A 25,933-nucleotide genomic window follows, 5' to 3' on the forward strand; every position below is an offset into this window, starting at 1 on the left:
TAATGACAACAAAAATTGCAGTGTTGGGCGCTGGATCTTGGGGCAGTGTGCTGGCAAACTTATTGACGGAAAATGGCCAAACAGTTGCTCTGTGGTCTCATAAAGCCAGCCAGGTGGAAGAAATGAATCAACACCACACAAACCAAGCGTATATGCCAGGTTTTGAATACCAACATAATCTGATGGTGACTGATGATATGGCTGAAGCAATCAAGGATGCATCTGTTGTCCTGTTTGTTGTACCAACGAAGGCAATTCGTGAGGTCAGTGCGCAGGCTGCTAAATTATTAATTGCTAATCATCAAAAGGTAACAATTGTGCACGCAATCAAAGGGCTGGAACAAGAAACATATAAACGGGTCTCAGAAATGTTAACGGAAGAGATTCCGTCTGCTAATCGAGATGCGGTTGTTGTTCTGTCTGGTCCTAGTCATGCCGAAGATGTTGCGAAAAAGGATATTACGTTGATAACAGCCGCATCATTAAATGAGGATGCGGCGAGAAAAGTACAAAAACTCTTTATGAATTCATATTTTAGGGTTTATACTAATACGGATGTGATTGGTGCTGAATTTGGTGCCGCCTTAAAGAACATTATTGCTATTGGTGCCGGTGCTTTACATGGACTGGGATATGGCGATAATGCGAAGGCTGCATTAATGACCCGTGGCTTAGCTGAAATAAGTCGATTAGGTCAATCGTTTGGTGCTAATCCGTTAACGTTTATCGGTCTTTCCGGTGTCGGTGATTTAATTGTAACGGCGACAAGTTCAAATTCACGCAATTGGCGTGCGGGAAATGAACTTGGTCAAGGTAAATCGTTACAAGAAGTCATTGATACCATGGGCATGGTAATTGAAGGTGTGGCTACCACAAAGGCGGCCCACGAACTAGCCATTAAACGCCATGTTGATATGCCAATAACTGACGCCATTTATGACGTTCTTTACAACGGGGCCGAAGTTCGCTCAGTCATTACCGGATTGATGCAACGTGAAGGTCGCGCTGAAATTGGTTAGCAAGTTGGTTATGGTTGGGGTAAAGTAGACCACGTTATCGTGGGAAAAACGAAAGGAATTTGTTGTTATGCAAAAAGTTAGAAAGGCCATTATCCCTGCAGCGGGTTATGGCACGCGTTTTTTACCAGAAACTAAGGCAATCGCCAAAGAAATGTTGCCGATCGTTGATAAACCAACGATTCAATTTATTGTTGAAGAAGCCCACAAGGCCGGCATCGAGGAAATCTGTGTCGTAACGGGACGTGGCAAACGTTCTATTGAAGACCACTTTGATTCAGCCCCAGAATTGGAAGCTGATTTAGCAAGTAAGGGTAAGGACGCTATGTTGCATGCCGTCCAATCAAGTAACGACAGCAACCTTTACTTCATTCGTCAAAGCCACATGCGTGGTTTAGGTGACGCTGTATTAACAGCAAAAGACTTTATCGGTGATGAACCATTTGTTGTCTTACTTGGTGATGACTTGATGGAAGACAAGGTTACTTTAACGAAGCAACTGATCAACCGTTATGAAGAAACTGGTGATTCAACTCTGGCCGTTATGCGTGTTCCTCATGAAGAAACGAACAAGTATGGCGTGATCAACCCAGCCAAGGAAGTTTCTGATGGTTTATACCAAGTTAAGAGCTTTGTTGAAAAGCCTAAACCAGAAGACGCTCCTTCTGACTTGGCCATCATTGGTCGTTACTTATTGACACCTGAAATTTTTGAAGCTTTGGAACAAACACCTTATGGTAAAGGCGATGAACTTCAATTAACAGATGCCATTGACTTGCTGAACAAGAAGCAACATGTTTACGCTCACGAATTTAAAGGTGACCGTTATGATGTTGGGTACAAGTTTGGTTTGATCAAGACAAACATTGAATTTGGTTTGCGTCACCCTGACGTGAAGGACGAACTTCGCGACTACGTGCTTCAGTTGGCTGACGAAATTAAAGCTAACACAAAATAATGAACACACAAACGTGCTGACGCTGGGTTAATCGGGTCAGCACGTTTTTACCTCTGGGGGTATAAGCAAAAGACTTGTATTACTTACAAAAAGATAGTAGACTGTGTCCATTGATAAATTGTTAGGCGGTAGGAGGAAAGTCGATATGGCAACAAACTATGATGTGATTGTAATCGGTGCTGGCCCTGGTGGAATGACGGCAGCATTGTATGCTTCACGGGCAAACTTGTCAGTGTTGCTATTGGATCGCGGAATTTATGGCGGTCAAATGAACAATACTGCCGCAATTGAAAACTATCCGGGTTTTAAATCTATTCAAGGACCTGATTTAGCTAGCGCCATGTATGAAGGTGCCACGCAGTTTGGCGCTGAGTATGGTTATGGTGCTGTGGAAAAGATTGTCGACAATGGCGATACTAAAACTGTAACTACAGACACTGATGAATACACTGCTAAGGCGGTCGTTATTGGGACGGGTTCTCAATATCGTAAGCTTGGTGTGCCAGGGGAAACTGAATTTTCAGGCCGTGGTGTTTCCTACTGTGCTGTATGTGATGGGGCTTTCTTCCGCAATAAACACGTCGTTGTTGTTGGCGGTGGGGATAGTGCCATTGAAGAGGGAATTTATCTGACTCAGTTGGCTGATAAGGTGACTGTTGTTCATCGTCGCGATCAGTTACGGGCCCAGAAAGTGGCTCAGGATCGGGCATTTGCTAACGAGAAGATGGACTTTGTTTGGAACACGGAAGTCACTAAAATTGTTGGCGACGATATGAAAGTCACCGGCGTTGAATTGAAGAATAACCAAACCGGTGAAACCAGTACAATGGCTGCCGATGGCGTCTTCATTTATGTTGGTAACGTGCCGATGACAGAACCGTTTGCTGGTCTTGGCGTTACAAACGAAGTTGGCTGGATTCCAACTGATGACAAGATGCGGACCAGTGTTCCTGGTGTCTTTGCTATTGGCGATGTTCGCGAAAAGGACTTACGCCAGATTACCACTGCTGTCGGTGACGGCGGTATTGCTGGCCAACAGGTTTTCCAATATTTGGAGGATTTAAAGGCCAAAGCTGCGGTTAATTAAATATTTGATTTTAAGTGAACAATCGGAGCGTGCTTCATTCAGAAGGTTGCAGAATTGCAATTTTTTGTGTGAAGCACGCTTTTTTTATTTATTTTGACTGATAAAGCCTGATGAACGGGCGGCGTAAACAATATGAATGCGGTATACTTAACGTATATTTGTGACTTTGGTCTAGATGAATGGAGATGCAACTGTGGATTGGAAAGATACTTACCAGGTTTGGAATAATCAAGAGAACCTGGAAACAAGTTTGAAGACAGAATTAACAGCTTTAAAGGGTAATGATGAGGCATTGGAAGATGCCTTCTATCAGCCAATGAGTTTTGGTACTGCGGGGATGCGTGGTGTCATGGGACCTGGGATCAACCGAATGAACATCTATACGGTGCGCCAGGCCACAGAAGGTTTAGCTACATATATGGATACATTGGGCGATGATGTGAAGCAACGTGGTGTTGCCATTAGTTTTGACTCTCGTCATCACTCAACTGAGTTTGCCCACGAGGCCGCAAAAGTTTTAGGCCAACACGGCATCAGGAGTTTTGTGTTCGAAGGCTTACGACCAACACCAGAATTGTCCTTTACGGTTCGTCATTTAAAGACGTTTGCCGGCATTATGATTACTGCAAGTCATAACCCAAAGCAGTTCAACGGTTACAAGATTTACGGTGAAGATGGTGCGCAAATGCCACCGAAGGACTCTGATTTAATCACGAGTTACATTCGCAAGGTAACTGATTTGTTTGCTATCCAAACTGCCGATGAAGCTGAATTAAAGGCTAACGGGTTGGAAACGATTATCGGTGAAGACGTGGATAAGGCTTACTTGGATAACGTCGCCACTGTCACAGTTGATCATGATTTGGCCGCTGAGGAAGGGAAGGACATGACCTTCGTCTTCACACCACTTCACGGTACTGGACGGATGCCTGGTGAACGTGCGTTACGCAATGCTGGTTTTAAAAACTTCATCACGGTACCAGAACAGGCTGAGCCAGACGGTGACTTTCCAACGGTTAAGTTCCCCAACCCAGAATTTTCCGAAGCTTTCGATTTAGCAATTAAATTGGGTAAAGAAAAGAATGCGGATGTACTGATTGCAACAGATCCAGATGCTGATCGTTTGGGAACAGCAGTGCGTTTGCCAAATGGTGACTATCAATTATTGACCGGTAACCAAATCGCCGCATTGATGTTGCATTATATTTTGGAAGCAAACAAAAATGCCGGCACATTGCCTGCTAATGCGGTGGCTGTTAAGTCGATCGTCTCAACTGAGTTTGCCACCAAGATTGCCGAAAGTTACCACGTTGGCATGATTAATGTGCTGACTGGTTTCAAGTTTATCGCTGAACAGATCCAAAACTTCCAGGATACAAACAGTCACACATTTATGTTTGGTTTTGAAGAGAGTTACGGCTATCTGATTAAGCCATTTGTTCGTGATAAGGATGCCATTCAAGCATTAACGTTGCTGGCTGAAATTGCTGCTTACTATCGTAAACAAGGAAAGACATTATACGATGGCTTGGAAGGCTTATACAAGCAATACGGTTACTTCCGTGAGCAAACGATTCAACAAACCTTTGAAGGTATTGAAGGGCCAAAGAAGATCGAAGCGATCATTCAGAAGTTCCGTCAGGCTGCCCCAAAGAGTTTCGCTGGTTACGATGTGACAGCTGTCGATGACATTGCTAAGGGCACAAAGACCTTTACGGATGGTCACGTTGAACAACTGGACCTACCACATGCTGAAGTGTTGAAGTACTGGTTAACGGATGGTACGTGGATTGCTGTTCGTCCTTCAGGAACTGAACCAAAAATCAAGTTCTACATTGGTACGAACGGGACCACTTTGGATGAAGCAAACGACAAATTAAAAAAGTTTGCTGATGACATCAATGCTTTTGTAGCCGACTAGTTTTGCTCGATACAAACTTTGACAATGAATAAAAAGAACGTGTGCACGATTGGCGGGATAAGAGATCTCGTTAACGTGGACGCGTTTTTTGTAGTGAATGAATGCATATTTTTAACCGAAAATGTGCATATCTCGTGCGAAAGTATGTTCGGTATGCTAGAATAGTTACGCTAAGTTGACGGGTTCAGAACAGCAATATGGTCGCAATGAATGACTTAAGCGAATCGAGCCGACCAGTGCAGTCATGAACCTGTTTTTTAAATCGTGTTGATGATGGTTTATCACTTGCCATCACAATAATTAGACCATGTAAATGAACTAGGGGAGGTAACGTCTGGCATGATTGAACGTCAAGCAGATCGAAAGTTTGATTTAGTCTCAAAATATAAGCCAACTGGTGATCAACCGGAGGCCATCAAAGCGTTAACAGATGGGATTGAAGACGGAAAAAAAGCGCAGATTTTGATGGGTGCTACGGGAACCGGTAAAACATTCACAATCAGCAATGTGATTGCCAACGTTAACAAACCGACGCTGGTTCTATCTCATAACAAAACATTGGCAGGACAACTCTATGGCGAATTTAAAGAGTTTTTCCCTAACAATGCCGTTGAATATTTCGTCTCTTATTATGATTATTACCAACCGGAAGCCTATGTTCCCTCATCTGATACGTATATTGAAAAGGATTCATCGATCAATGATGAAATCGATAAGTTACGAAATGCGGCCACTAGTTCGTTATTGGAACGGAATGACACGATTGTCGTGGCTTCGGTGTCATCAATCTTTGGTTTAGGTGATCCCCACCAGTATAAAGATCATGTTATTTCCTTACGGGTCGGTCAGACAATCGAACGTAATGATTTCATGCGAAAGTTGGTTGACATTCAGTTTGAGCGTAATGATATTGATTTCCAACGTGGCCGTTTTCGAGTGCACGGGGATGTTGTTGAAGTGTTCCCAGCATCTGAAGATCAACATGCACTACGAATCGAGTTTTTCGGTGATGAAATTGATCGGATGCGGGAAGTCGATGCGCTGACTGGTGAAGTAGTTGGTGATCGTGATCATGTCACAATTTTCCCAGCCACGCATTTCATGACGAATGATGCCATTATGGATCATGCCATTACGACGATCGGTGACGAGTTGGAAGACCGGTTGAAGGTGTTGAAGGATCAAGGCAAGTTGCTGGAAGCTCAACGTTTGCAGCAACGGACGACTTACGACATGGAAATGATGCGTGAAATGGGTTATACGAGTGGGATTGAAAACTATTCCCGCCACATGGACGGTCGTAAACCCGGTGAACCACCGTTTACGCTGCTAGACTTCTTCCCGAAAGACTTTTTACTAGTCGTGGATGAAAGTCACGTTACGATGCCACAAGTGCGTGGTATGTACAAAGGTGATCGTTCTAGAAAGCAGATGCTGGTTGATTATGGCTTCCGTTTGCCAAGTGCGCTGGATAACAGACCATTGAAAATTAATGAGTTTGAAAAACACATTAATCAAGTCGTCTACATGTCCGCAACGCCTGGTGACTATGAGCATGAGCAAACGGACACAGTTGTTCAACAGATTATTCGGCCGACGGGCTTACTTGATCCAACGATTGAAGTTCGACCAATTATGGGTCAAATTGATGATCTCGTTGGTCAGATCAATAAGCGGATTGAAGCTCATGAACGGACTTTTGTCACGACGATGACCAAGAAAATGGCGGAAGATTTGACGGATTACCTGAAGGATCTGGGAATTCGGGTTCGTTATCTACACAGTGACATTAAAACTTTGGAACGAACGCAAATTATCCGCGATCTACGTTTGGGCAAATTTGACGTGTTGGTCGGCATCAACCTTCTACGTGAAGGAATTGATGTACCTGAGGTGTCGCTGGTTGCCATTTTGGATGCTGATAAAGAAGGCTTCCTAAGAAATGAACGGTCATTGATTCAAACGATTGGTCGGGCTGCCCGTAATTCAAACGGGGCGGTTATTATGTATGCGGATACCATTACGGGGTCCATGCAGGCGGCCATTGATGAAACTAAACGGCGTCGTGAGATTCAGGAGAAGTATAACGAAGAACATCACATAACGCCGACAACAATCGTTAAGCCAATTCGTGATAATATCACGGTGACAGCACCAACTGGTGACGGTCAGAAAGAATCAACACTTAATGAAGATGACTTTGATAATCTGTCAAAATCCGATCAGAATGCAATGTTGGCGGGATTAAACAAACAAATGCAAGAAGCTGCCAAGAAACTCGACTTCGAAGAAGCAGCAACATTGCGTGATACAATCATGGAATTAAAAGCCAAACAGTAAAGGGTGGCAAAGGTAACCAATGGCAAATAACGACAAAATTGTAATACACGGGGCACGTGCCCATAATTTAAAGAATATTGATGTCACGATTCCACGTGACAAGCTAGTAGTCATTACGGGGTTATCTGGTTCAGGAAAAAGCTCACTTGCATTTGATACCTTATATGCCGAGGGCCAGCGGCGTTATGTCGAAAGTTTGTCAGCGTATGCGCGTCAATTTCTTGGGCAGATGGATAAACCGGATGTGGACTCAATTGACGGCCTGAGCCCGGCGATTTCTATCGATCAGAAGACAACCAGTAAAAATCCGCGGTCAACTGTTGGGACTGTTACGGAAATCAATGATTATTTGCGGTTACTATGGGCGCGAGTTGGAACACCAATCTGTCCCAACGACGGCACAGTTATTACTAGCCAATCTGTTGAGCAGATGGTTGATGAGGTGCTGGCACTGCCTGAACGGACGCGGCTCCAAGTATTGTCACCGATTGTGCGTCGAAAGAAAGGACAACATGCAAAAATCTTTGCGAAGATTAAACGTGAAGGGTTTGTGCGTGTTCAAGTAGACGGCGAAACTTATGATATCGATGAAGTGCCTGAACTAGATAAAAACAAATATCACAGTATCAATATCGTCATTGACCGGGTAATTGTGCATCCAGACGGTGATAGTCGGAGTCGTTTGTTTGACTCATTTGAAGCTGCTCTTCGTCTGAGCGATGGCTATGCGACTGCTGACATCATTGATGGTGAACCGATGCAGTTCTCAGAACATTATTCATGTCCTGTTTGTGGATTTACGGTCGGCGAATTGGAACCACGGCTGTTTTCATTTAATGCACCACTTGGTGCCTGCCCCGATTGTGAAGGGTTAGGGGTTAAATTGGAAGTTGACGAAGATCTTGTCGTTCCGGATCCTAGTAAAACGCTTCGTGAGGGTGCTTTGGAACCGTGGAATCCAATCAGTTCCATGTATTATCCAAGCATGCTAGAACAGTTTGCTGACCAAAACAAGATTGATATGGATACGCCTTTCAATAAACTGCCTAAGAAACAACGTGATATGGTTCTTCATGGATCAAGCAAAAAGTTCCATTTCCACTACGAAAATGATTTTGGTGGTGTTCGTGATGTTGATGCCGATTTTGAAGGTGTCATGAACAATGTGTCACGTCGCTACAAGGAAACTAATTCTGACTTTACGCGTGATCAAATGCGTCAATATATGACTGAATTGACATGCCAGACCTGTCATGGTTACCGGTTAAATCGCCAAGCACTATCCGTTAAAATTAACGGGAAGCATATTGGCGAAGTTTCCGAAATGGCGATTGATGATGAGTTGCCATTCTTTCAGGGTTTAACTTTGGGCGAACAAAACAAAGTGATTGCTGAACCAATCGTTAAGGAAATTCGCGATCGGTTATCCTTTTTGACGAGTGTCGGTGTGGGTTACCTTACACTGAGTCGGTCCGCTAGAACATTGTCTGGTGGTGAGGCGCAACGAATTCGGTTAGCTACCCAAATAGGTTCAAATTTGTCTGGTGTACTGTATATCCTTGACGAACCGTCCATTGGGTTGCATCAACGTGATAACGATCGTTTGATCAGTTCACTTAAAAAAATGCGAGATTTGGGTAATACTCTGATCGTGGTCGAACATGACGAAGATACAATGCGAGCAGCCGATTACTTAATTGATATTGGTCCGGGTGCTGGTGAAAACGGTGGCCAGGTTATGGCCGCTGGAACGCCTAAACAAGTTGAACGTAGTACTAAGTCATTAACTGGTCGGTATTTAGCTGGTAAGGACTTCATTCCGGTGCCGCTCAAGCGACGTAAAGGGAATGGTAAGGCCATCGTGTTAAAAGGGGCCGCAGAGAACAATTTGCAGAATGTTGATGTACGTTTTCCACTAGGAGAATTAACAGTTGTGACAGGTGTGTCAGGATCTGGTAAATCCACATTGGTTAACAGTATTCTTGAGAAGGTACTGGCTCAAAAACTCAACCACAATTCGGCCAAACCTGGTAAATACAAGAGTATTGCCGGCGTGAATAATATTGAAAAGATTGTGGATATCGATCAATCGCCGATTGGACGGACACCACGTTCCAACCCCGCTACTTATACGGGTGTGTTCGATGACATTCGTGACCTGTTTGCTCAAACGAATGAAGCAAAATTGCGTGGTTATCAAAAGGGCCGCTTCTCATTCAACACTAAAGGTGGTCGTTGTGAGGCCTGTCATGGTGACGGAATCTTAAAGATTGAAATGAACTTCTTACCAGATGTTTATGTGCCTTGTGAAGTTTGTCATGGTTCTCGTTACAATTCAGAAACACTTGAAGTGACGTACAAGGGGAAGAATATTTCGGACGTTCTGAACATGACGGTTTCCGAAGCCTTGGACTTCTTTGCTGCAATCCCTAAGATCACACGTAAATTGCAAACCATTGTTGATGTCGGTTTGGGCTATGTTCACTTGGGTCAATCGGCAACCACGCTTTCAGGTGGTGAGGCTCAGCGAATGAAGTTAGCTTCTGAACTACACAAGAAGGCCAATGGTCGTAATTTCTACATCTTGGATGAACCAACAACAGGATTGCATTCTGATGACATCAAACGGTTGATGGTTGTCTTACAGCGACTGGTTGATCATGGCAACACGGTTTTGATCATTGAACATAATTTGGATGTGATTAAGACTGCCGATCATTTGATTGACCTTGGTCCAGAAGGTGGTGCCGGTGGTGGACAAATTATTGCGACTGGGACGCCGGAAGAGCTTGCTGAAGTTAAGGAAAGCTACACTGGTCAATACCTGAAACCGGTATTGGAAAGAGATACGAAACGTACTGAAGAGGTTGCTGAACAAGCAAAATAATAACGGTACAATTTTTAATGATTTAATAATATGACTGATCAAATCCTAATCTGTAGGCATTTTGATCAGTCTTTTTTTGTTTTAACACGATCGTTTTGAGGCTGAAGTTCTGCTTAAGGTTGGCCTACAAGATTAAAATTTGGTAAACTAGCACAAACTTATCTAATAAATATGAGTGCGAGAAAGAATGTGACGACATGAAACAAAAAACACCAGTGGTAGAACTGAATCGTTCCTTAGGCATTTGGTCAGCTCTGTCCTTAGTGATCGGGACTATTATCGGCGCCGGCGTATTCGTGAGACAAGCGGCAGTACTTGATGACGCAGGCTCTACCACGGGTGCATTGTTTGCGTGGCTAGCAGGAGGGGTTCTGACATTAACAGCCGGGCTGACCATTGCTGAAATTGCCTCTCAAATGCCGCATACTGGTGGTTTGTATGTTTATATGGAACGAATGTATGGCCGTCTGTGGGGATTTCTATCTGGTTGGATGCAAATCATCATTTATGGACCAGCAATTATTGCAGCGCTTGCAGCATACTTAGGTATTTTAATGACTGACTTTTTTCACTTGTCAGGTGGATGGGGACTGGCTGTCTCACTCGGAACATTGGTAGCAGTTGGCGTCCTTAATTTATTTTCCAATCGATATGGCGCGATGTTTGCCATTATAACGACGATTTGTAAATTGTTGCCAATCGTTGCAATTATTGTGTTCGGATTATTCTTTGGCGATGGCAATGCGCTGGGCCACAGTGTGTCGACCGCGACTCAGCATGGTAGCAACTTTGGTGTCGCCATTTTGGCTACGTTATTTGCGTTTGACGGGTGGATTCTGGTTGCTAATTTGGGCGACGAAATAAAAGAGCCGCAAAAATTATTGCCTCGTGCGATTATCGGTGGGATTAGTATCGTTATGGTTATTTATTTGTTGGTAGCATACGGCGTTTTTGCAAGTTTGCCGGCGTCAACAATTCATCGACTGGGTACGGGTGCAATTCCGTTTCTTGCTACAAAAGACTTTGGCGCAATTGGCGGTAAGCTGTTGAGCATCGGTGTCATTATTTCGATTATCGGTTGTATCAACGGCAAAATCATGACTTTTCCACGTATCATGTACGCAATGGCACGTGATCGGGAGTTACCCTTTAGCCGTGTGTTGGGTTATTTAAGTCCTAAAACGCGGACACCAATTTTTTCGACCATTGCAGTGTTGGTGATTGCTGCGTTGATGGTGTTGTTTGCAAACGCAGACCGGCTGTCGGAATTATGTATCTTTACGGTTTATTGCTTTTACGTCATGGCGTTTTTGGGATCATTTAAGCTGCGTCGTCAGCATAAGGAGCGACCATTTTCGATGCCACTGTTTCCGTTAACGCCGATTGTAGCGATTGGTGGTTCGCTGTTTGTGCTCATTAGTGAAGTTTTCTCAGATTTCACGGGTGTATTATTCTCTTTGGGAATGGTTGTCGTTGGTATTCCAGTTTATTACTATGAAATTAAACACAATCATGCAGAAGATTTTGTTAAAGAAGATTCAGGAAAGTGAGTTTAGGCAATGCAAGAGAGTCACGTTGAATTGAAACGTTCTCTGGGGCTGTGGTCTGCACTAGCGATTGTCATTGGTACAGTCATTGGTTCCGGGATATTTTTTAAGCAAGCATCTGTTTTACAAATGACAGGTTCTACCAACCTAGCGATGTTGGCCTGGTTATTAGGGGGCTTAATTACACTAGCTGATGGGCTGACATTATCTGAAATTGGTTCTCAAATTCCGCATACTGGGGGTCTTTATCAATACATGACCCATATTTATGGTGAATTTTGGGGCTTCATGTCAGGTTGGATGCAGGTAATCGTTTATGCACCAGCAATTGTTGGCTCAATCGCCGGGTATTTAGGTTTATTGGTCACTAACTTCTTTGGCCTCGGAGCAGTTTGGAAGGCACCAATTGCGATTGGCACCATTATTCTGATTGCGATGTTGAATATGTTGGAAAATCGTTACGGTGCTGCCTTTGCGATTGTGACAACCATTTGTAAGCTGTTGCCGATTGCGGCGATCGTAATTTTCGGGCTCTTCTTTGGCCGTGAAGCTGGCTTCGGTGAGACGGTAACAAGTATTCATCAGAGTGTTGGTAACTTTGGCGTTGCTGTGTTAGGTACCATCTTTGCCTATGATGGCTGGATTCTGGTGACTAATTTAGGTGGTGAAATTAAACGGCCCGAAAAGTTGTTACCGTTAGCCATCATTTTGGGAATTACCATTGTTATTGTGTTATACCTCGGAGTAACGTTTGGCATTTTTCGGTCTTTGAGTGCAGCTAAAATTAATGAGCTCGGCCAGAACGCGACGGCCTACTTTGCCTTAAATGCATTTGGGGCATTCGGCGGGCGACTCGTGAATATTGGGATAATGATCTCAATTATTGGTGCATTGAATGGTAAAATGATGTCCTTTCCACGGATTTATTATGCAATGGCCGCTAAACGCCATTTGCCGTTTGCCAAACAAATTAGTAGCCTGAACCGTCACACACAAACGCCTGTCGTTGCAACGACGATTTTACTGGCATTGACTAGTTTAATGATCTTGACTGTTGATACTGACCGACTATCTGAGCTCTGTATTTTTGCAATGTACAGTTTTTATATTGCTGCGTTTGTCGGTGTCTTTATTCTGCGTCGTCGAAATGGTGGCAAACCAGCTGGGTTCAGCACGCCGGGGTATCCAGTAGTTCCAATTATTGCCATCATCGGAACTAGTTTTGTGGTTATCAGTGAACTGTTCTTCGATTTTGTCGGGGCGGCAACGTCACTGGTTATTATTGGACTAGGAATTCCACTTTATTACTGGTTGAAACGGCATTATAAAAACGATGATTCTATTGATGTTATGTGATTGATTTAACCTCAGAGGAGGTTGTGGGCGTGGTGAAAATGCCGCTTGCGGTTGCCAACATTGACACGCTCGCCGTGGGACCGGTTCAAGCCCGAAGTTCACGGTCTTTCACCTCGTCACAGAGCCTCGTGAAATTCCGAGTCTCCGTGACCGTACGTGTTGTAAATTCGAGAAGTTCATTCGAATTAACAACACTTTCACGGCTCGGTATCAATGCTGGCGCCCTCCCGCTGACCTAGTTGCGCGGAATCACACAAAACAGATTAACTAGTCGGCCGAAAATAGTTCGATCGACGTCACGGACATTACTATTTAATACTGATTCACAATTTAGTCATCTACGTAAAACAACAACGGAACTGTTTTGGTCAATCGATCAAAACAGTTTTTGTTTTAGACACAAAATTGCTCACAATTATTAATTACTGTTAAAAAATCGTTGGCAAGTTTAGTTTTAGTTACGTTTTGAAAGGCGTGTTAGTGCGGGTGGTAGAATGAAACGTAGATTTATGAAAAAACGAGTTGGGTTAGGGTGCTTGCGTTAACTTTTGAAAGCGGGGAATCATCACATGAATGTTAAACCAAAACACTCTGCAAACTGGTGGGGAACCTTAGTTTGTGTTTTGTTTGGCGGACTGTTGGTACTAGGTGTTGCTTACGATGCCCCAATTTATCAACGACCAATTGCTAAAATTACTAGTGTACGTAATGAACGCCCTGTCAAACAACAAGATGAGTTTGAAAATCAGGATGCAACAGTCCATCAGCGGATTAATGCTGTTTTGATTAACACAATTCACAAGGGACAAAAGATTACTTTAAGTAATACATACAGTCGTTCCGGTGCAATGGATCAACCCTATCGCGTGGGCAACCAGGTATTCATTTCAAAACTAACTCGAGGCCAGCAGTCAAATATTAAGGGACCAAAACGAGATACCGTGGTCGCTTTACTGACCTGGATCGTAATCAGTTTGCTGTTTATTTTTATGCGCTCAGCCGGTTTTATGGCATTGTTATCCGTCGGGTTAAATGCAGTACTGTTCTTTTTAGCAATCAATATCGATTTGAGTTTAAAAAATGGCAATGTGTTTGTTATTTTTAGTCTAATTAGTGTTGTTTTTGCAGCTTTAACACTTTGGTTGGTTCTAGGTTGGAGTCGACAGATGGTCATTACGTTAACGGCAACATTATCCGGGACGGCGTTAGCAATTGTAATCAGCCTGCTTGTGTTCGCGCTTACCCATGAACGAGGCATGCACTATGAGGGGCTTCAGTATGTAACCACATTGCCGCGCCCATTGTTTTTAGCAGAGACATTGATTGGGTCTTTGGGGGCAGTGATGGACGAGTCAACAGATATTGTGGCGACGCTGTTTGAACTTCAAGCTGAACGTCCGGATGTCAGCAGGAATCAACTGTTCTTATCAGGACGAAACGTTGGTCGCTCCATTATGGGGCCTTTGATCAACGTGCTGTTTCTTATCTTCGTAGCAGACACCTTTCCGTTAACACTCTTGTACTTAAAGAATGGGAATAACTGGGGTTATACCTACATGATGAATATGTCGATGGGGGTTATTCAAAGTTTAATCAGCGGTTTAGGAATTGTATTAGCCATTCCAGTGGTCAGCTTCGTTGCAAGCCGATTGATGAAAAAGAGGGTGATGACAGATGACAACCTTTAGTGTGTTGGCCTTATTGCTTTTTTTAGCCATGTGGGCTGTGGGCGGTAAACAGGGGGCAATTGCGTTTGTCAGCCTCGGTGTGAACTTTGCGTTGTTGTTTTTAACCATTGTGTTAGTTCAGTTTCACTTGCCACCACTACCCGTCACATTAGTTGCGGGGACGATTATATTGGCTGTGACGATTTTCTTTGGGAATGATGATGATAACAGTACGACGACGGCTTTTTACGCTTCCGTTATTGTGATGTTATTACTCTTGTTGTTTATTGTGCCCGTGGAGCATTGGGCGCAGGTCGCTGGATTCGGGGATGAGGACAGTGAAGACTTGGAAGGCATGTCGCTGTATATCGGCATTTCTTTTTTGAAAGTCGAAATATGCACCGTTGTGTTGAGCACATTAGGAGCCATTGCTGAAGCCGCCATGGCCATTTCATCAGGCCTATCAGAGATTGAAACGCAACAGCCTACAATAACTGGGAAACGTTTGTTTGGCGACGGTCTGAACGTCGGTAAACAGATTATTGGAACCACGTTTAATACTTTATTCTTCGGTTTTTTTGGTGGCTTCTTATCATTGTTCATATGGTTCGTCGGCCTTCGTTACTCGATTGGTGAGGTTTTTAATGACAAAGTGTTTGTCGCTGAGCTATTGATGGTGTTACTGTCGTTTATCGGCGTTCTCATTACGGTGCCAATGACAGCGGCAGTAGCTAGTTGGCGTTGGCATCGACGGCCGCATCAGTCACAAAAACAGCCAGCAGTGACTAAAGTAGACGTAGATGAGTAAAAAGACACACCCGGTATGTTATACTGTTAGAAGTGACGTCGTAAGCTGAGCAAAGAAAAGCAACAAGCGGCGACGTAAGGGGGCAAAGAAGTGGCACAACAACTGAAATTGGTTATTATTACAGGGATGAGTGGCGCTGGCAAAACGGTTGCCATGCAAAGCTTTGAGGACTTGGGCTACTTTGTTATGGATAACATGCCACCCAAATTATTGCCTAAGTTTTGGCAGCTGGTCAGACAGTCAGGTAATGTTAAAAAGGTTGCGCTTGTCGTAGATTTACGATCACGTGAATTTTTTGATGACCTGCAGGAAATGATCGCAATTTCCTTAAGCACTGGCACGGTAGATACATCGGTATTATTTCTTGATGCGTCTGATGCCGAATTGGTGGCACGGTACAAGGAAACCCGGCGAGCACATCCACTAGCCATGGATGGCCGCGTTTTAGATGGTATTCATCAGGAGCGAAGTTTGCTGTCGGAGATGAAGGAACGGGCAGACTTGGTCATCAACACGGATCATTTGACGCCACGTCAGCTGCGCGAAGATATTTTTGAACAATTTGAAAATCAAGATAAACAGTCGGAATTTCATGTTGAAATTTTGTCGTTTGGGTACAAATATGGTCTGCCGATCGATGCGGACATCGTGATGGACGTTCGATTTTTACCAAATCCATATTATGTGCCTGAATTAAAATCACTGACTGGCCGTGACCCTGCTGTGTATGATTACGTAATGAAACAGCCGGCCACGGAATTCTTTTACAAGCAGTTTTTAGAGCTTTTAAAACTGACCTTGCCTGGCTATCAAAAAGAGGACAAAACCAGTTTGACCGTGGCAATTGGTTGTACGGGCGGTCAACACCGGTCAGTCGCTATCACAGAACGACTTGGTAAAGATTTAAGTCAGGACTATCGCGTCCATGTCAGTCATCGTGACGTGGAGAAACGAAAGGAAACGGTTAACCGCTCATGAAAGAAATCATGGAGAAACGGCGGCCACGTGTAGTTGTCATTGGTGGAGGTACGGGTTTGCCCGTTGTCCTTAATTCCTTGCATAAGCAGGACGTCGATGTAACTGCCGTCGTGACGGTCGCAGATGACGGTGGTTCTTCGGGAATCATTCGGAATTATATTAACGTAGTGCCGCCTGGTGATATTCGGAATGTCATGGCCGCCTTGTCGCGGTTGTCACCATTGGAATTGAAGGTTTTTCAGTATCGGTTTGAAGCTAACGATAACTTCTTTTCCGGTCATGCGATTGGTAATCTAATTATTGCGGCACTTACTGAAATGGAACACGGCGTGTTTGGCGCTGTTCAGGAACTGTCCGAAATGATGCATGTAGACGGTCATGTTTATCCAGTTGCAAACGAACCGTTGGTACTTCATGCTGAGTTTACCGATGGTACGCAACTTGCGGGAGAGGCTGAAATTACAGCTGCTCACAAACAGATTAAACGTGTGTGGGTCACACCACAGCCAGATTCTGACGATGAGATTGCTAAGGCGATGCCAGCCGTAATCGATGCCATTTTAGGAGCTGATTTGATCGTGTTGGGCCCTGGTAGTCTATTTACGAGCATTTTGCCAAACCTCATGGTTTCAAACGTGGGCGAGGCAATTATGCATACTCCGGCGGAAGTTGTGTATATTTGTAACATTATGACGCAGAAGGGTGAAACGGATCACTTTACTGATGCTGATCACGTTCAGGTATTAAACAAGCATTTGGGTGCCAATTTCGTGGATACAGTCCTTGTGAATACTGAACGGGTTCCAGAGGATTACATGGATTGGAAGCGCTGGAATGAGGTGTCAACGCAAGTAACGTCAGATACCGACGCGTTGACAAGGATGGGTGTCCGGTCGATTCGAGCCAATTTACTTCAGTTACGGGATGCTGGTGCTTTTCACGACGGGACCAAAGTGGTTGCTGAGCTGATGAAGTTGCTTGCACATAAACATATTCAATAACTGCCTTGATTGATAAGGTGATAAAAAAGGAGGCAGCACGATGTCCTATGCCAGTGACGTAAAAAAAGAGCTGACTGGATTAAAGGTGCACGCGGCGAATGGAAAGGCTGAATTAATGGCCTTGATTCGCATGAACGGCGCGGTCAGCATTGTTAACCACGCGTTTGTGTTAAACGTGCAAACGGAAAATCCGGCGATTGCTCGACGAATTTATGCATTATTAAAGCAGTTTTACCGTTTAGAAGCAGAACTGATTGTTCGTAAAAACGTCAAACTCAAGAAAAACAACATGTATGTCGTGCGGCTAAAAACCGGTACGCAACAAGTTTTAAACGATCTTCATGTGTTAGGTGACATGGGAATCGAAGAGGTGGTGCCACAAAATGTGCTTACAGAAGATAGCGAAGTTCGCTCGTATTTAAGAGGCGCATTTTTAGCAGGCGGTTCGGTTAACAATCCGGATACCAGTCGTTACCATCTCGAGGTTTACTCTTTATATGAAGAACAGAATCAACAGATTTGTGAGTTAATGAATCAGTATGACTTAAACGCCAGAATGACCAATCGTCGAAGTGGCTACATTACGTACCTTAAGGAAGGCGAGAAAATTTCTGATTTTCTCACTTTAATTGGGGCAACTAATGCCATGCTAAAGTTTGAAGATGTGCGCATTATGCGTGACATGCGTAATTCAGTCAATCGGCTTGTTAACTGTGAGACGGCGAACATGGAGAAGGTCGCTTCTGCCAGCTCTCGCCAAATTGATAACATCGAGTACATCAAATCGCGTGTTGGATTAGGCCAGTTACCAGCTAAGCTTCAGGCCATGGCCGAGACTAGATTGGCCAATCGTGAAGTTAGTTTGAAGGAACTAGGTGACCTGATTCCGGGAGGACCAATTTCCAAGTCTGGCGTTAACCACCGTTTGCGGAAAATCAATGAATTCGCTGATAAACTGCGTGAGGATGACATTATTTCAGCGTAGTTGTCGTGTTTGTAGTTTGATGTGATTAGTAGATAAAGGCTAAATAAAATGACCGATTTCCTTTAACTGGGAAACCGGTCATTTTATTTATGCTTGAGTTAATTGCGTGGTTGTTGCAGTGCGGCGACATTAGCGGGATTGCTCAAACAAGTCTTTAAATCGTCAAGCAAACCTGTTTCGCGTGGATGCCAGTTCAACGCCTTTTGAGTCCATGTGCTGCTGGTGTGCTGCTGGTGGGATTGCTGCCGACAACGGTAGGTTCAAACCACCCAAAGTAGGCCTTAGCAGTCTCTTCATCAAAGTGTTCTATTGGCACACGCAATGTATTGCCAATTGTTTCCACAATGGTCTTTACAGGAATGCCTTCTTCAGCAACCGCGTTATAGGTCGCGCCGGCTTCGCCGTTTTCTAATGCAGCAACGAACAGCCGCGCTGCATCGTTACGATGAACGGATGGCCAAACATTGGCGCCATCACTAACATAGCCAATCTTGCCTTGATTAACCGCCATTTGAGCCAGAATGCTACCAAATCCTTGACGCTGAACGTTATGAACTGTTGGTGCCAAACGAACAACGCTGGCGCGAACGCCCTGTTGTGTATAACTGAGCGCCAGTGCTTCGGAAGCTGCTCGACCAACGGGATGTGCCATATGGTCCTGTTCGGTAGCAGTGCGTCCCATGCCAACCGCCATTAAGGTGCCAGATGTATTAACTAGTGGCTTGCCGGTGTTAGCTAAAGCATCGCCTAGCACTTTGACAGCAGCCATGTCCTTAGCGACGGCTTCATCATAGTGGTTAAAATCATTAGTAAAGGCGAGGTGGATAACACCGTCACTGCTCTTTGCGGCCGTTGATAAGCTATCTAAATCGTCCAGTGAGCCTTTAACGGGTGTGGCGCCTGCCTGAGTTAATTGTTGAGCCGAATGATCTGAATGAGCCAGTGCAAGAACCTCATGACCATGTTCAATTAGCGTTTTAACAACAACCTGACCAATGAAGCCATTACCACCTGTAACGAAAACTTTCATAATAAGTGCCTTCTTTTTAAATTTCATTTTTTTGATAAAGTTGATTTTATAAATGATAGCTCTATCGGCAAAGGTTATAACCGATAGACTTATCGGTATCAAGTGGTAAACTAAAATAAATTACTTTTAAAGAAATGGGATCAGAAGGATGAAGAAAAAAGACGATCAAAAATATAATCGCATTCTTGATGTGGCTGGCGATCTGATTATTACCGATAGTGTCGGTGCGGTTTCAACAACAAAAATTGCTAAGCAGGTTGGCATTTCCCAGTCCAGTATCTACGTTTATTTCAAGAATCGTGAGGCACTGTTGCTTACTCTATATGTCCGTGAACTGAAGCGTTTGTATGCTCAGGACGGCGGGGAAGATTTGCGTTCGCTGTCGTTTGAAACAGCGATGAAACAGTATCTTGAGCAACTGTTTCACTATGGTTTGACCTATCCTAAAAGTATGACGATCATTCAAAAGTTAAAAGAGGATTACGTCTTTGACGAGCAGGCTGGTGAGCAAATTAATGTCATCGTTCATCAAAGCGCCGTACAACAGTTGTTATTTAAGGGGCTTGCTGACAAAACGTTACGGCAAGTGGATATTTCACTACTTAGAAACATCATTTTTTCGACGATCAAACTGCACACGGACAACTTGCGGCAAGGTGTGTACACTGAAGCAGACGTGCCGTTTGAAAGAATCCAACGCATGCTAATGAAGGCAGTTCAGAATAACTAATTTAAGCCGAAAGAAACAGTATGGTTAGTAGATAGAAATAAATTTGCATATACGCAAATATTAACGATAAGGTGTTGTTGCAGCCTCCCAAGCAGTGATAGATTCGCTTTAATAAAGAGCGAATGGGGGAGATTGCATGACCAAAATAATTCATCGCGGTTGGTTCAGCATCGCTATTGTTGTGGCACTGATCAATGGCTTAGAAGTTCCTTTTAACACGGCTACCTATGCCTATATTTTTAAACTAATTACTACGCGTGATTTGGCCGGCGTCGGAATTTATCTGGTGATTGTTCTAGGCGGATATTTATTCTTTTCGACTTTGTCATACTGTCAAAGCTGGGTAGTCAATAAAAATGTGGCGTTTATCAATTTACGTCTTAAAACCCGTTATGTAGAAGCAAAGGTCGAGCGAGATGATCCCAGTCAGCAGGATTTCGAAGCAAATGGCCTATCATTTTTAATGAACGATTTGAAGCTACTCGAGGATAATTATTGGCGCAACGTGTTTCGATTATTAGGATACGGCACGACCATTTTGGTCACCACAGGGTATGCACTACACAATAGTTTTCGACTAACCGGAATTTTCTTAGCGTTTATGTTGGTGCCAATGGTCTTTCAGCGTTTGTCAGGTAAAGGGACGACGACTAAAGCAACCGTTTGGTCACAAAAAAATGCACAGTTGGCCACACGCGTAAAGGACCTGTTACACGGGGCAATGACCATTCGTCGCTATCATGCTGAGGCTGGTTACAGAACTAAGCTATTCAGGGATGTCGGTGGGGTTGAAGGGGCGAATGCTGCACTTAAGAATCGCATTGCACTGGCCAACAGTCTGCTAATGTATTTGTTTTATCTATTTTCAGAAACGCCGATTGCCATCGGTATCTACCTGACTATTTCAGGAATGTTAACGTTACCGGAATTTGTCGCAGTCCAATATTCAACTAACATGATTTTAAACAGCGTCAATCAAATGCTGACTTGTATTAACCAGATTGGGAGTACTAAGGCTGTTCGCCAACAGTTGCGCAGAAGTATTCCCAAAAAAGACACAACGGCGGAGCTGCCCATGAAATCGACTCAGTTTCAGAAATTGACATTGACAAATGTTAGCTTTAAACGTGAACATCGCGACATTTTAAATGTCATTAATTTGCGAGTCCAGAAAGGCGAAAAAGTGTTGATTCAAGGGCCATCTGGAGTGGGCAAATCAACATTGTTGTCGGTTATGTTAAAGGAGTTGCCAGTTACACACGGTCAACTGTTACTCAATGGGCAAGACTATGACGAGGTTCAGGTAGAGACTCTGTTTAGCAAGGTTTCACAAACACCGATTATCTTTGCCGAGACTATCAGATTTAATCTAACGTTGGGGATGCCATTCCCTGAGAGCGCGATTTTAGTTGCTGTCAGACAAGCGGGACTCAGTGATGTTATCAATGAATCCAAGCTGGATCAGCAAATAACAGAAGGCGGTAAAAATCTTTCTGGCGGTCAGTTAAAGCGTATTGAAATTGCGCGGGCATTACTGTTTAAACGACAAGTATTGTTGATTGATGAGGGAACCGCTTCCCTTGATGTGACAACTGCAAGACAGATTCATGACACATTGTTGTCGTTGTCTAATTTGACAATGATTGAGGTGGATCACCATATTCCACATGAGTTGTTATCCAAGTATGATCGTCGCTACCAACTGAACAATGGGCGTTTAGAAGTGCTCAACTAAAAATTACTCATGAGTGGTCGTCCGGATGATTCAGACCGCTATCATCAGAACGGTGTTAAAAATGGTCAATGAACAAATATGGCCCCCTCAATTTACTGTAAACGCAAAAAGACCTTCGTCATTTGACGAAGGTCTTTGCTTGCTTATTATGATTACTTTCGCATTTCGCTGGAGTTGGTCATAATGTGGTCAATTAAACCATAATCTAAGGCTTGCTCAGCGGTCATGTAGTTATCCCGTTCAGTGTCCTTATTGATGGTTTCGATGTCTTGACCAGTCTTTTCAGCCAGCAAGTTGTTAATCATCTTCCGTGTCTTCAGAATTTCTTCAGCCACGATTTCGATTTCGGTTTGCTGACCTTGAGCACCACCAGAAGGTTGGTGAATCAAGATTTCTGAGTGTGGTAAGGCAAAACGTTTGCCCTTAGCACCAGAAGTTGCCAGAATGGAAGCCATTGAAGCAGCCATTCCCATGACAATCGTTTGAACATCAGACTTAACAAAGTTCATGGTGTCGTAGATTGCCATTCCGGAAGTGATAACACCACCGGGTGAGTTAATATACATGTAAATATCTTTATCAGAATCTTGGGCATCCAAGAAGAGCAATTGAGCGATGATGGCGTTGGCCATGTCATCTTCGATTGGTCCGGAAACCATAATGATCCGGTCTTTTAATAGTCGTGAGTAAATGTCGTAGGCACGTTCGCCACGGCTGGACTGTTCAATAACAGTTGGAATCAAAGCCATAATTGAGGCCTCCTTGTAATTTGCGTTGTCATTTAGCACTTGTAATGGTGCTCTGCTAATCAACGTAATTGTAGTTTAACCCAAAGGTCAGAAAAGGTCAAACAAAATGGTGCGATTGTTTGAAAAAATGTGATAAAAAGTTGTGTACAATGTGATAGCCTTAGAGTGTCAAGGAGTTAGGAGAGTTAGAGATGAATAAAAAATGGTTAACGTGGCCAGTATTTGTCACGTTAAGTGAGATTTATATCGCGCCGTTAAACATTATGTGGTTTATTTTAGGGTCGGCGATTGCTCAGTATCAGTACGGTATGGTGAATTGGATTAACGTCGTGTTGTGTTTGGTGGACGTGTTTATTCTTGATCTCGCAGTTAACGTGTCCGATAACTACTACGACTACGTACATGCGGCGGATTGCGAAGGGTACGCCACGCATACAAATCCAATTGGCCGGCTGCATTTGCCCAAACGTGGTGTGTGGTGGCTAGCATTTGCCCTGTACGTTGTCTCTGCAATCCCTGGGGTTATTCTAGTTATGCGCACCGGATGGCCGGTATTGCTGTTTGGGATTATTGGTTACTTGATTGGCATTTTCTATACTGCTGGTCCGTACCCATTAAATGCCATGCCAATTTGTGAAACTGTGGTCGCTCTTTCCATTACGTATTTAATTGAACTCGTCTGTGTTTACATCAGCATTTACGGTCAGCGTCCGTTTACATGGGGCGTGGCAGGCACGACGTTTGCATTATGTTTACCAATTACGCTGCTGTTCTTTACCGTTCAATTAGGGAATAATACGGCAGATCTCGACGAAGATATCAAAAACAATCGTCATACACTGGCTTATTTCATTGGCCGCAAACGAGCTGTCAAAGTGATGCAAGTCTTATTGATTGCTGGCAGTTTATGGCCAATTGTAAACTTGGTTTTTGGACTAGCCCCGTGGATTACTGTGCTAAGTGTGGTGTTGCTGCCAATTATGTGGCGGGGAATTAAACCGTTCTACGCAGTTCAAGACAAGCAGAAAACGTACATGAAAGTCATTAAAAATACATCTTTATTTTATATTGGGTACACCGCACTGTTTGCAATTGGCGCATGGCTGTAAAAATAAAATCAGAAAAATCATTTGACAAACGATTAAAATGCTAGTATATTCCTAATCAACATTTAATCATTGTTTTCAAACCTAGTAGTGAATGATCTGTGTGTCAGGAAGTCGGTGGTTGCTGCGAACCGATCAGGATCATCTCATCGAAATACCTGAAAACGAAAATGACCGGGCACCGTTGGACCGTTATCCCAGCGAGAGTGAATATGATGGGTGCTAGGCTCATTTTATTAAGCTGGGTGGTACCACGGTAAACTAATCGTCCCTGTTATGCATAATTGCATAGCAGGGACGATTTTTTGTATTTGAGAGTGTTGCATAACTTCGGATTCAGAAGTTAGGTACACGTTTAGGAAAATGGCGCCGCAGTCCGGCATTAAAAAGAGAGAAAAGGGGGCCAATGGAAAATGACAGAAAATTGTGGGGGCAATCCTCGATATAGAACCTCAATGAATGACACTCAACGTTTACAACAATCTGGACATTCAAAAAATGAGGTATTCACATGGAAAAACAAACATTTAAAGTTGGTCGTAACGAAGCACTAATTGTTTTACTAGGCATGTTGTTAATTATGGGATTTGGCGTTATTAAATTTGGTTTATCGCCCCAAGTTCCCGTTATGTTAGTTATGGGATTATTGATGGCATGGGGTGTTGCTCACCGCTTGCCATGGTCGTTAATTAACGAAGGAATCAAGGACGGGATTGAAACCGGGATTGTACCAATTTTCATTTTCATTCTGGTTGGTGCGTTAATTAGTACATGGATTGCTGCTGGCATCATTCCATCCTTGATGGTTTTCGGTTTTCATTTAATCAGTGTTCAGTGGTTCGTTCCTTCTGTGTTTGTCGTCTGCGCATTGGTTGGTAGCGCCGTTGGCAGTGCCTTTACCGTTATTTCTACAGTCGGCATTGCGTTCTTCGGGATGGGCGTTACGATGCACGTTAACCCAGCTTTAGTGGCAGGCGCGATTATCTCCGGCGCGGTTTTTGGTGATAAATCGTCACCGCTATCCGAATCAACCAACTTAACCGCAGCGGTTGTTGACGCAGATTTATTCAAACACATTATGAACTTGATGTGGTCCACCATTCCCGCATTTATTATTGCGTTAGTTGTATTTGCCATTATGGGAAGCGGCGAAAAGGGTGCTAGTCTAGCCAGCATCAATCATGTCATCAACATTTTAGACAACAACTTTACTATTTCAGCTTGGGCGATTGTACCGATTGCTTGCATGTTCATTTGTGCATGGCGGCGAGTACCAGCGATTCCAACATTGTTTTTAAACATTGGTGTTTCGCTGGTGATGTTACTGATCGAGCATCCAGGCACTAAGTTAACTAAAATTGCTAGCATCATTGAAGCAGGATTTGTTTCTCACACCGGTAATAAAGAAGTTGATTTATTACTATCACGTGGCGGTATTGCAAGCATGATGGGAACGGTCTCACTGATCGTGTTGACCTTATCACTTGGTGGCTTGTTGATGCAATTTGGGTTGATTGACGCCGTGATGACGCCGTTTGCGAAACATTTAAACTCCGATGGCAAACGGATCATTGCGGTCGTTCTCTCAAGTATTGGCGTTAACATCTTCATCGGTGAACAATTCTTATCCGTTATCCTTCCAGGTAAGGCATTCAAGAAAACATTTGACGAATCCGGATTGGCTCCTGTCGCATTGGGACGGGCGCTTGAAGATGGCGGAACGGTTATTAACTACTTGATTCCGTGGGGTGTTGCTGGCGTGTTCGCAGCTAACACGCTTGGTGTTCCAACGATGCAATACTTACCATTCGCATTATTTAGCTTATTGTCACCAGTATTTTCTATATTAAGTGGCTTGACTGGTATCGGTTTGAAGCATCAAGATGTTGCAAAAACGGAGTCAGAAAATTTTAAGCAGGTCACGGCTTCAACGGCTGTAGAAGAGTAATACGTCCGGTTAAAACGGTAGCGTGTGAACGAAGTCGTGACCAAAATAAAATAATTATTATGGCCGTTTGTGGTGCGGTTATTA

The 25,933-nt window shown here is 43.7% G+C and carries 19 protein-coding genes; 17 read left to right on the forward strand and 2 right to left on the reverse strand.

The window, feature by feature from the left end:
• Nucleotides 1–2 precede the first annotated feature (2 nt).
• The 13 genes from LDK34_RS03405 (at nucleotide 3) to whiA (ending at nucleotide 18,551) form a co-directional block, all read left to right on the forward strand.
• Nucleotides 3–1,019 carry an NAD(P)H-dependent glycerol-3-phosphate dehydrogenase gene (locus LDK34_RS03405; protein WP_178942915.1) on the forward strand — a complete coding sequence of 339 codons (1,017 nt, stop codon included), beginning with the start codon at nucleotides 3–5 and terminating at the stop codon, nucleotides 1,017–1,019.
• A gap of 67 nt (nucleotides 1,020–1,086) precedes the next feature.
• Nucleotides 1,087–1,974, forward strand: coding sequence for a UTP--glucose-1-phosphate uridylyltransferase GalU (gene galU, locus LDK34_RS03410; RefSeq protein ID WP_017262165.1), 888 nt, complete (start codon nucleotides 1,087–1,089; stop codon nucleotides 1,972–1,974).
• A 145-nt stretch (nucleotides 1,975–2,119) separates the two neighbouring features.
• Entirely contained in the window at nucleotides 2,120–3,061 is a 942-nt protein-coding gene (gene trxB / locus LDK34_RS03415; protein WP_017262166.1) for a thioredoxin-disulfide reductase, read from the forward strand.
• 193 nt (nucleotides 3,062–3,254) lie between these two features.
• Nucleotides 3,255–4,982 (forward strand): phospho-sugar mutase, encoded by a 1,728-nt coding sequence (locus tag LDK34_RS03420; protein ID WP_236941477.1) that lies wholly within the window; start codon nucleotides 3,255–3,257, stop codon nucleotides 4,980–4,982.
• Between the two features lie 339 nt (nucleotides 4,983–5,321).
• Nucleotides 5,322–7,322, forward strand: a complete 2,001-nt coding sequence (gene uvrB, locus LDK34_RS03425) for an excinuclease ABC subunit UvrB (protein ID WP_178942913.1) — start codon at nucleotides 5,322–5,324, stop codon at nucleotides 7,320–7,322.
• Nucleotides 7,323–7,341: 19 nt separating this feature from the next.
• Complete coding sequence (uvrA, locus tag LDK34_RS03430) at nucleotides 7,342–10,209, forward strand: excinuclease ABC subunit UvrA (RefSeq protein WP_236941478.1); 2,868 nt, start codon at nucleotides 7,342–7,344, stop codon at nucleotides 10,207–10,209.
• 197 nt (nucleotides 10,210–10,406) lie between these two features.
• Nucleotides 10,407–11,759, forward strand: a complete 1,353-nt coding sequence (locus LDK34_RS03435; RefSeq protein WP_178942911.1) for an APC family permease — start codon at nucleotides 10,407–10,409, stop codon at nucleotides 11,757–11,759.
• A 9-nt stretch (nucleotides 11,760–11,768) separates the two neighbouring features.
• Nucleotides 11,769–13,112 (forward strand): APC family permease, encoded by a 1,344-nt coding sequence (locus LDK34_RS03440; protein ID WP_236941479.1) that lies wholly within the window; start codon nucleotides 11,769–11,771, stop codon nucleotides 13,110–13,112.
• Between the two features lie 569 nt (nucleotides 13,113–13,681).
• Nucleotides 13,682–14,800 carry a YibE/F family protein gene (locus LDK34_RS03445; RefSeq protein WP_236941480.1) on the forward strand — a complete coding sequence of 373 codons (1,119 nt, stop codon included), beginning with the start codon at nucleotides 13,682–13,684 and terminating at the stop codon, nucleotides 14,798–14,800.
• Complete coding sequence (locus LDK34_RS03450) at nucleotides 14,787–15,587, forward strand: YibE/F family protein (RefSeq protein WP_178942908.1); 801 nt, start codon at nucleotides 14,787–14,789, stop codon at nucleotides 15,585–15,587. The genes LDK34_RS03445 and LDK34_RS03450 overlap by 14 nt, the downstream gene beginning before the upstream one ends.
• Nucleotides 15,588–15,677: 90 nt before the next feature.
• Nucleotides 15,678–16,565, forward strand: a complete 888-nt coding sequence (rapZ, locus tag LDK34_RS03455) for an RNase adapter RapZ (RefSeq protein ID WP_236941481.1) — start codon at nucleotides 15,678–15,680, stop codon at nucleotides 16,563–16,565.
• Nucleotides 16,562–17,566: a gluconeogenesis factor YvcK family protein gene (locus LDK34_RS03460; protein WP_178942906.1), complete on the forward strand. Its 1,005-nt coding sequence runs from the start codon at nucleotides 16,562–16,564 to the stop codon at nucleotides 17,564–17,566. The genes rapZ and LDK34_RS03460 overlap by 4 nt, the downstream gene beginning before the upstream one ends.
• A 40-nt stretch (nucleotides 17,567–17,606) precedes the next feature.
• The gene (gene whiA, locus LDK34_RS03465) at nucleotides 17,607–18,551 is read left to right on the forward strand and encodes a DNA-binding protein WhiA (RefSeq protein WP_017262177.1); all 945 of its coding nucleotides are present in this window, start codon (nucleotides 17,607–17,609) and stop codon (nucleotides 18,549–18,551) included.
• A 193-nt stretch (nucleotides 18,552–18,744) separates the two neighbouring features.
• Here whiA and LDK34_RS03470 read toward each other — a convergent pair whose 3' ends face one another.
• Nucleotides 18,745–19,581 (reverse strand): SDR family oxidoreductase, encoded by an 837-nt coding sequence (locus LDK34_RS03470; RefSeq protein WP_225439109.1) that lies wholly within the window; start codon nucleotides 19,579–19,581, stop codon nucleotides 18,745–18,747.
• A gap of 148 nt (nucleotides 19,582–19,729) precedes the next feature.
• Here LDK34_RS03470 and LDK34_RS03475 point away from each other — a divergent pair, with 148 nt between their 5' ends.
• Both LDK34_RS03475 and LDK34_RS03480 read left to right on the forward strand, forming a co-directional pair.
• On the forward strand, nucleotides 19,730–20,311 hold the full coding sequence (locus LDK34_RS03475; protein ID WP_178942905.1) for a TetR/AcrR family transcriptional regulator: 582 nt from the start codon (nucleotides 19,730–19,732) through the stop codon (nucleotides 20,309–20,311).
• A gap of 136 nt (nucleotides 20,312–20,447) precedes the next feature.
• The gene (locus LDK34_RS03480) at nucleotides 20,448–22,046 is read left to right on the forward strand and encodes an ATP-binding cassette domain-containing protein (RefSeq protein ID WP_178942904.1); all 1,599 of its coding nucleotides are present in this window, start codon (nucleotides 20,448–20,450) and stop codon (nucleotides 22,044–22,046) included.
• A gap of 152 nt (nucleotides 22,047–22,198) precedes the next feature.
• Here the strand turns inward: LDK34_RS03480 and clpP are convergent, their stop codons facing one another.
• The gene (gene clpP / locus LDK34_RS03485) at nucleotides 22,199–22,795 is read right to left on the reverse strand and encodes an ATP-dependent Clp endopeptidase proteolytic subunit ClpP (protein ID WP_178942903.1); all 597 of its coding nucleotides are present in this window, start codon (nucleotides 22,793–22,795) and stop codon (nucleotides 22,199–22,201) included.
• Nucleotides 22,796–22,986: 191 nt separating this feature from the next.
• On the opposite strand from clpP, the gene LDK34_RS03490 reads away from it, so the two are divergent.
• A complete protein-coding gene (locus LDK34_RS03490; protein WP_178942902.1) occupies nucleotides 22,987–23,904 on the forward strand; it encodes a prenyltransferase in 918 nt (305 codons plus the stop codon).
• 508 nt (nucleotides 23,905–24,412) lie between these two features.
• Nucleotides 24,413–25,849 (forward strand): Na+/H+ antiporter NhaC, encoded by a 1,437-nt coding sequence (gene nhaC / locus LDK34_RS03495; protein ID WP_161001623.1) that lies wholly within the window; start codon nucleotides 24,413–24,415, stop codon nucleotides 25,847–25,849.
• Nucleotides 25,850–25,933 lie beyond the last annotated feature (84 nt).

Origin of the sequence: Furfurilactobacillus milii (assembly GCF_021654115.1) — a bacterium.
In the GTDB taxonomy this organism is placed as follows: domain Bacteria; phylum Bacillota; class Bacilli; order Lactobacillales; family Lactobacillaceae; genus Furfurilactobacillus; species Furfurilactobacillus milii.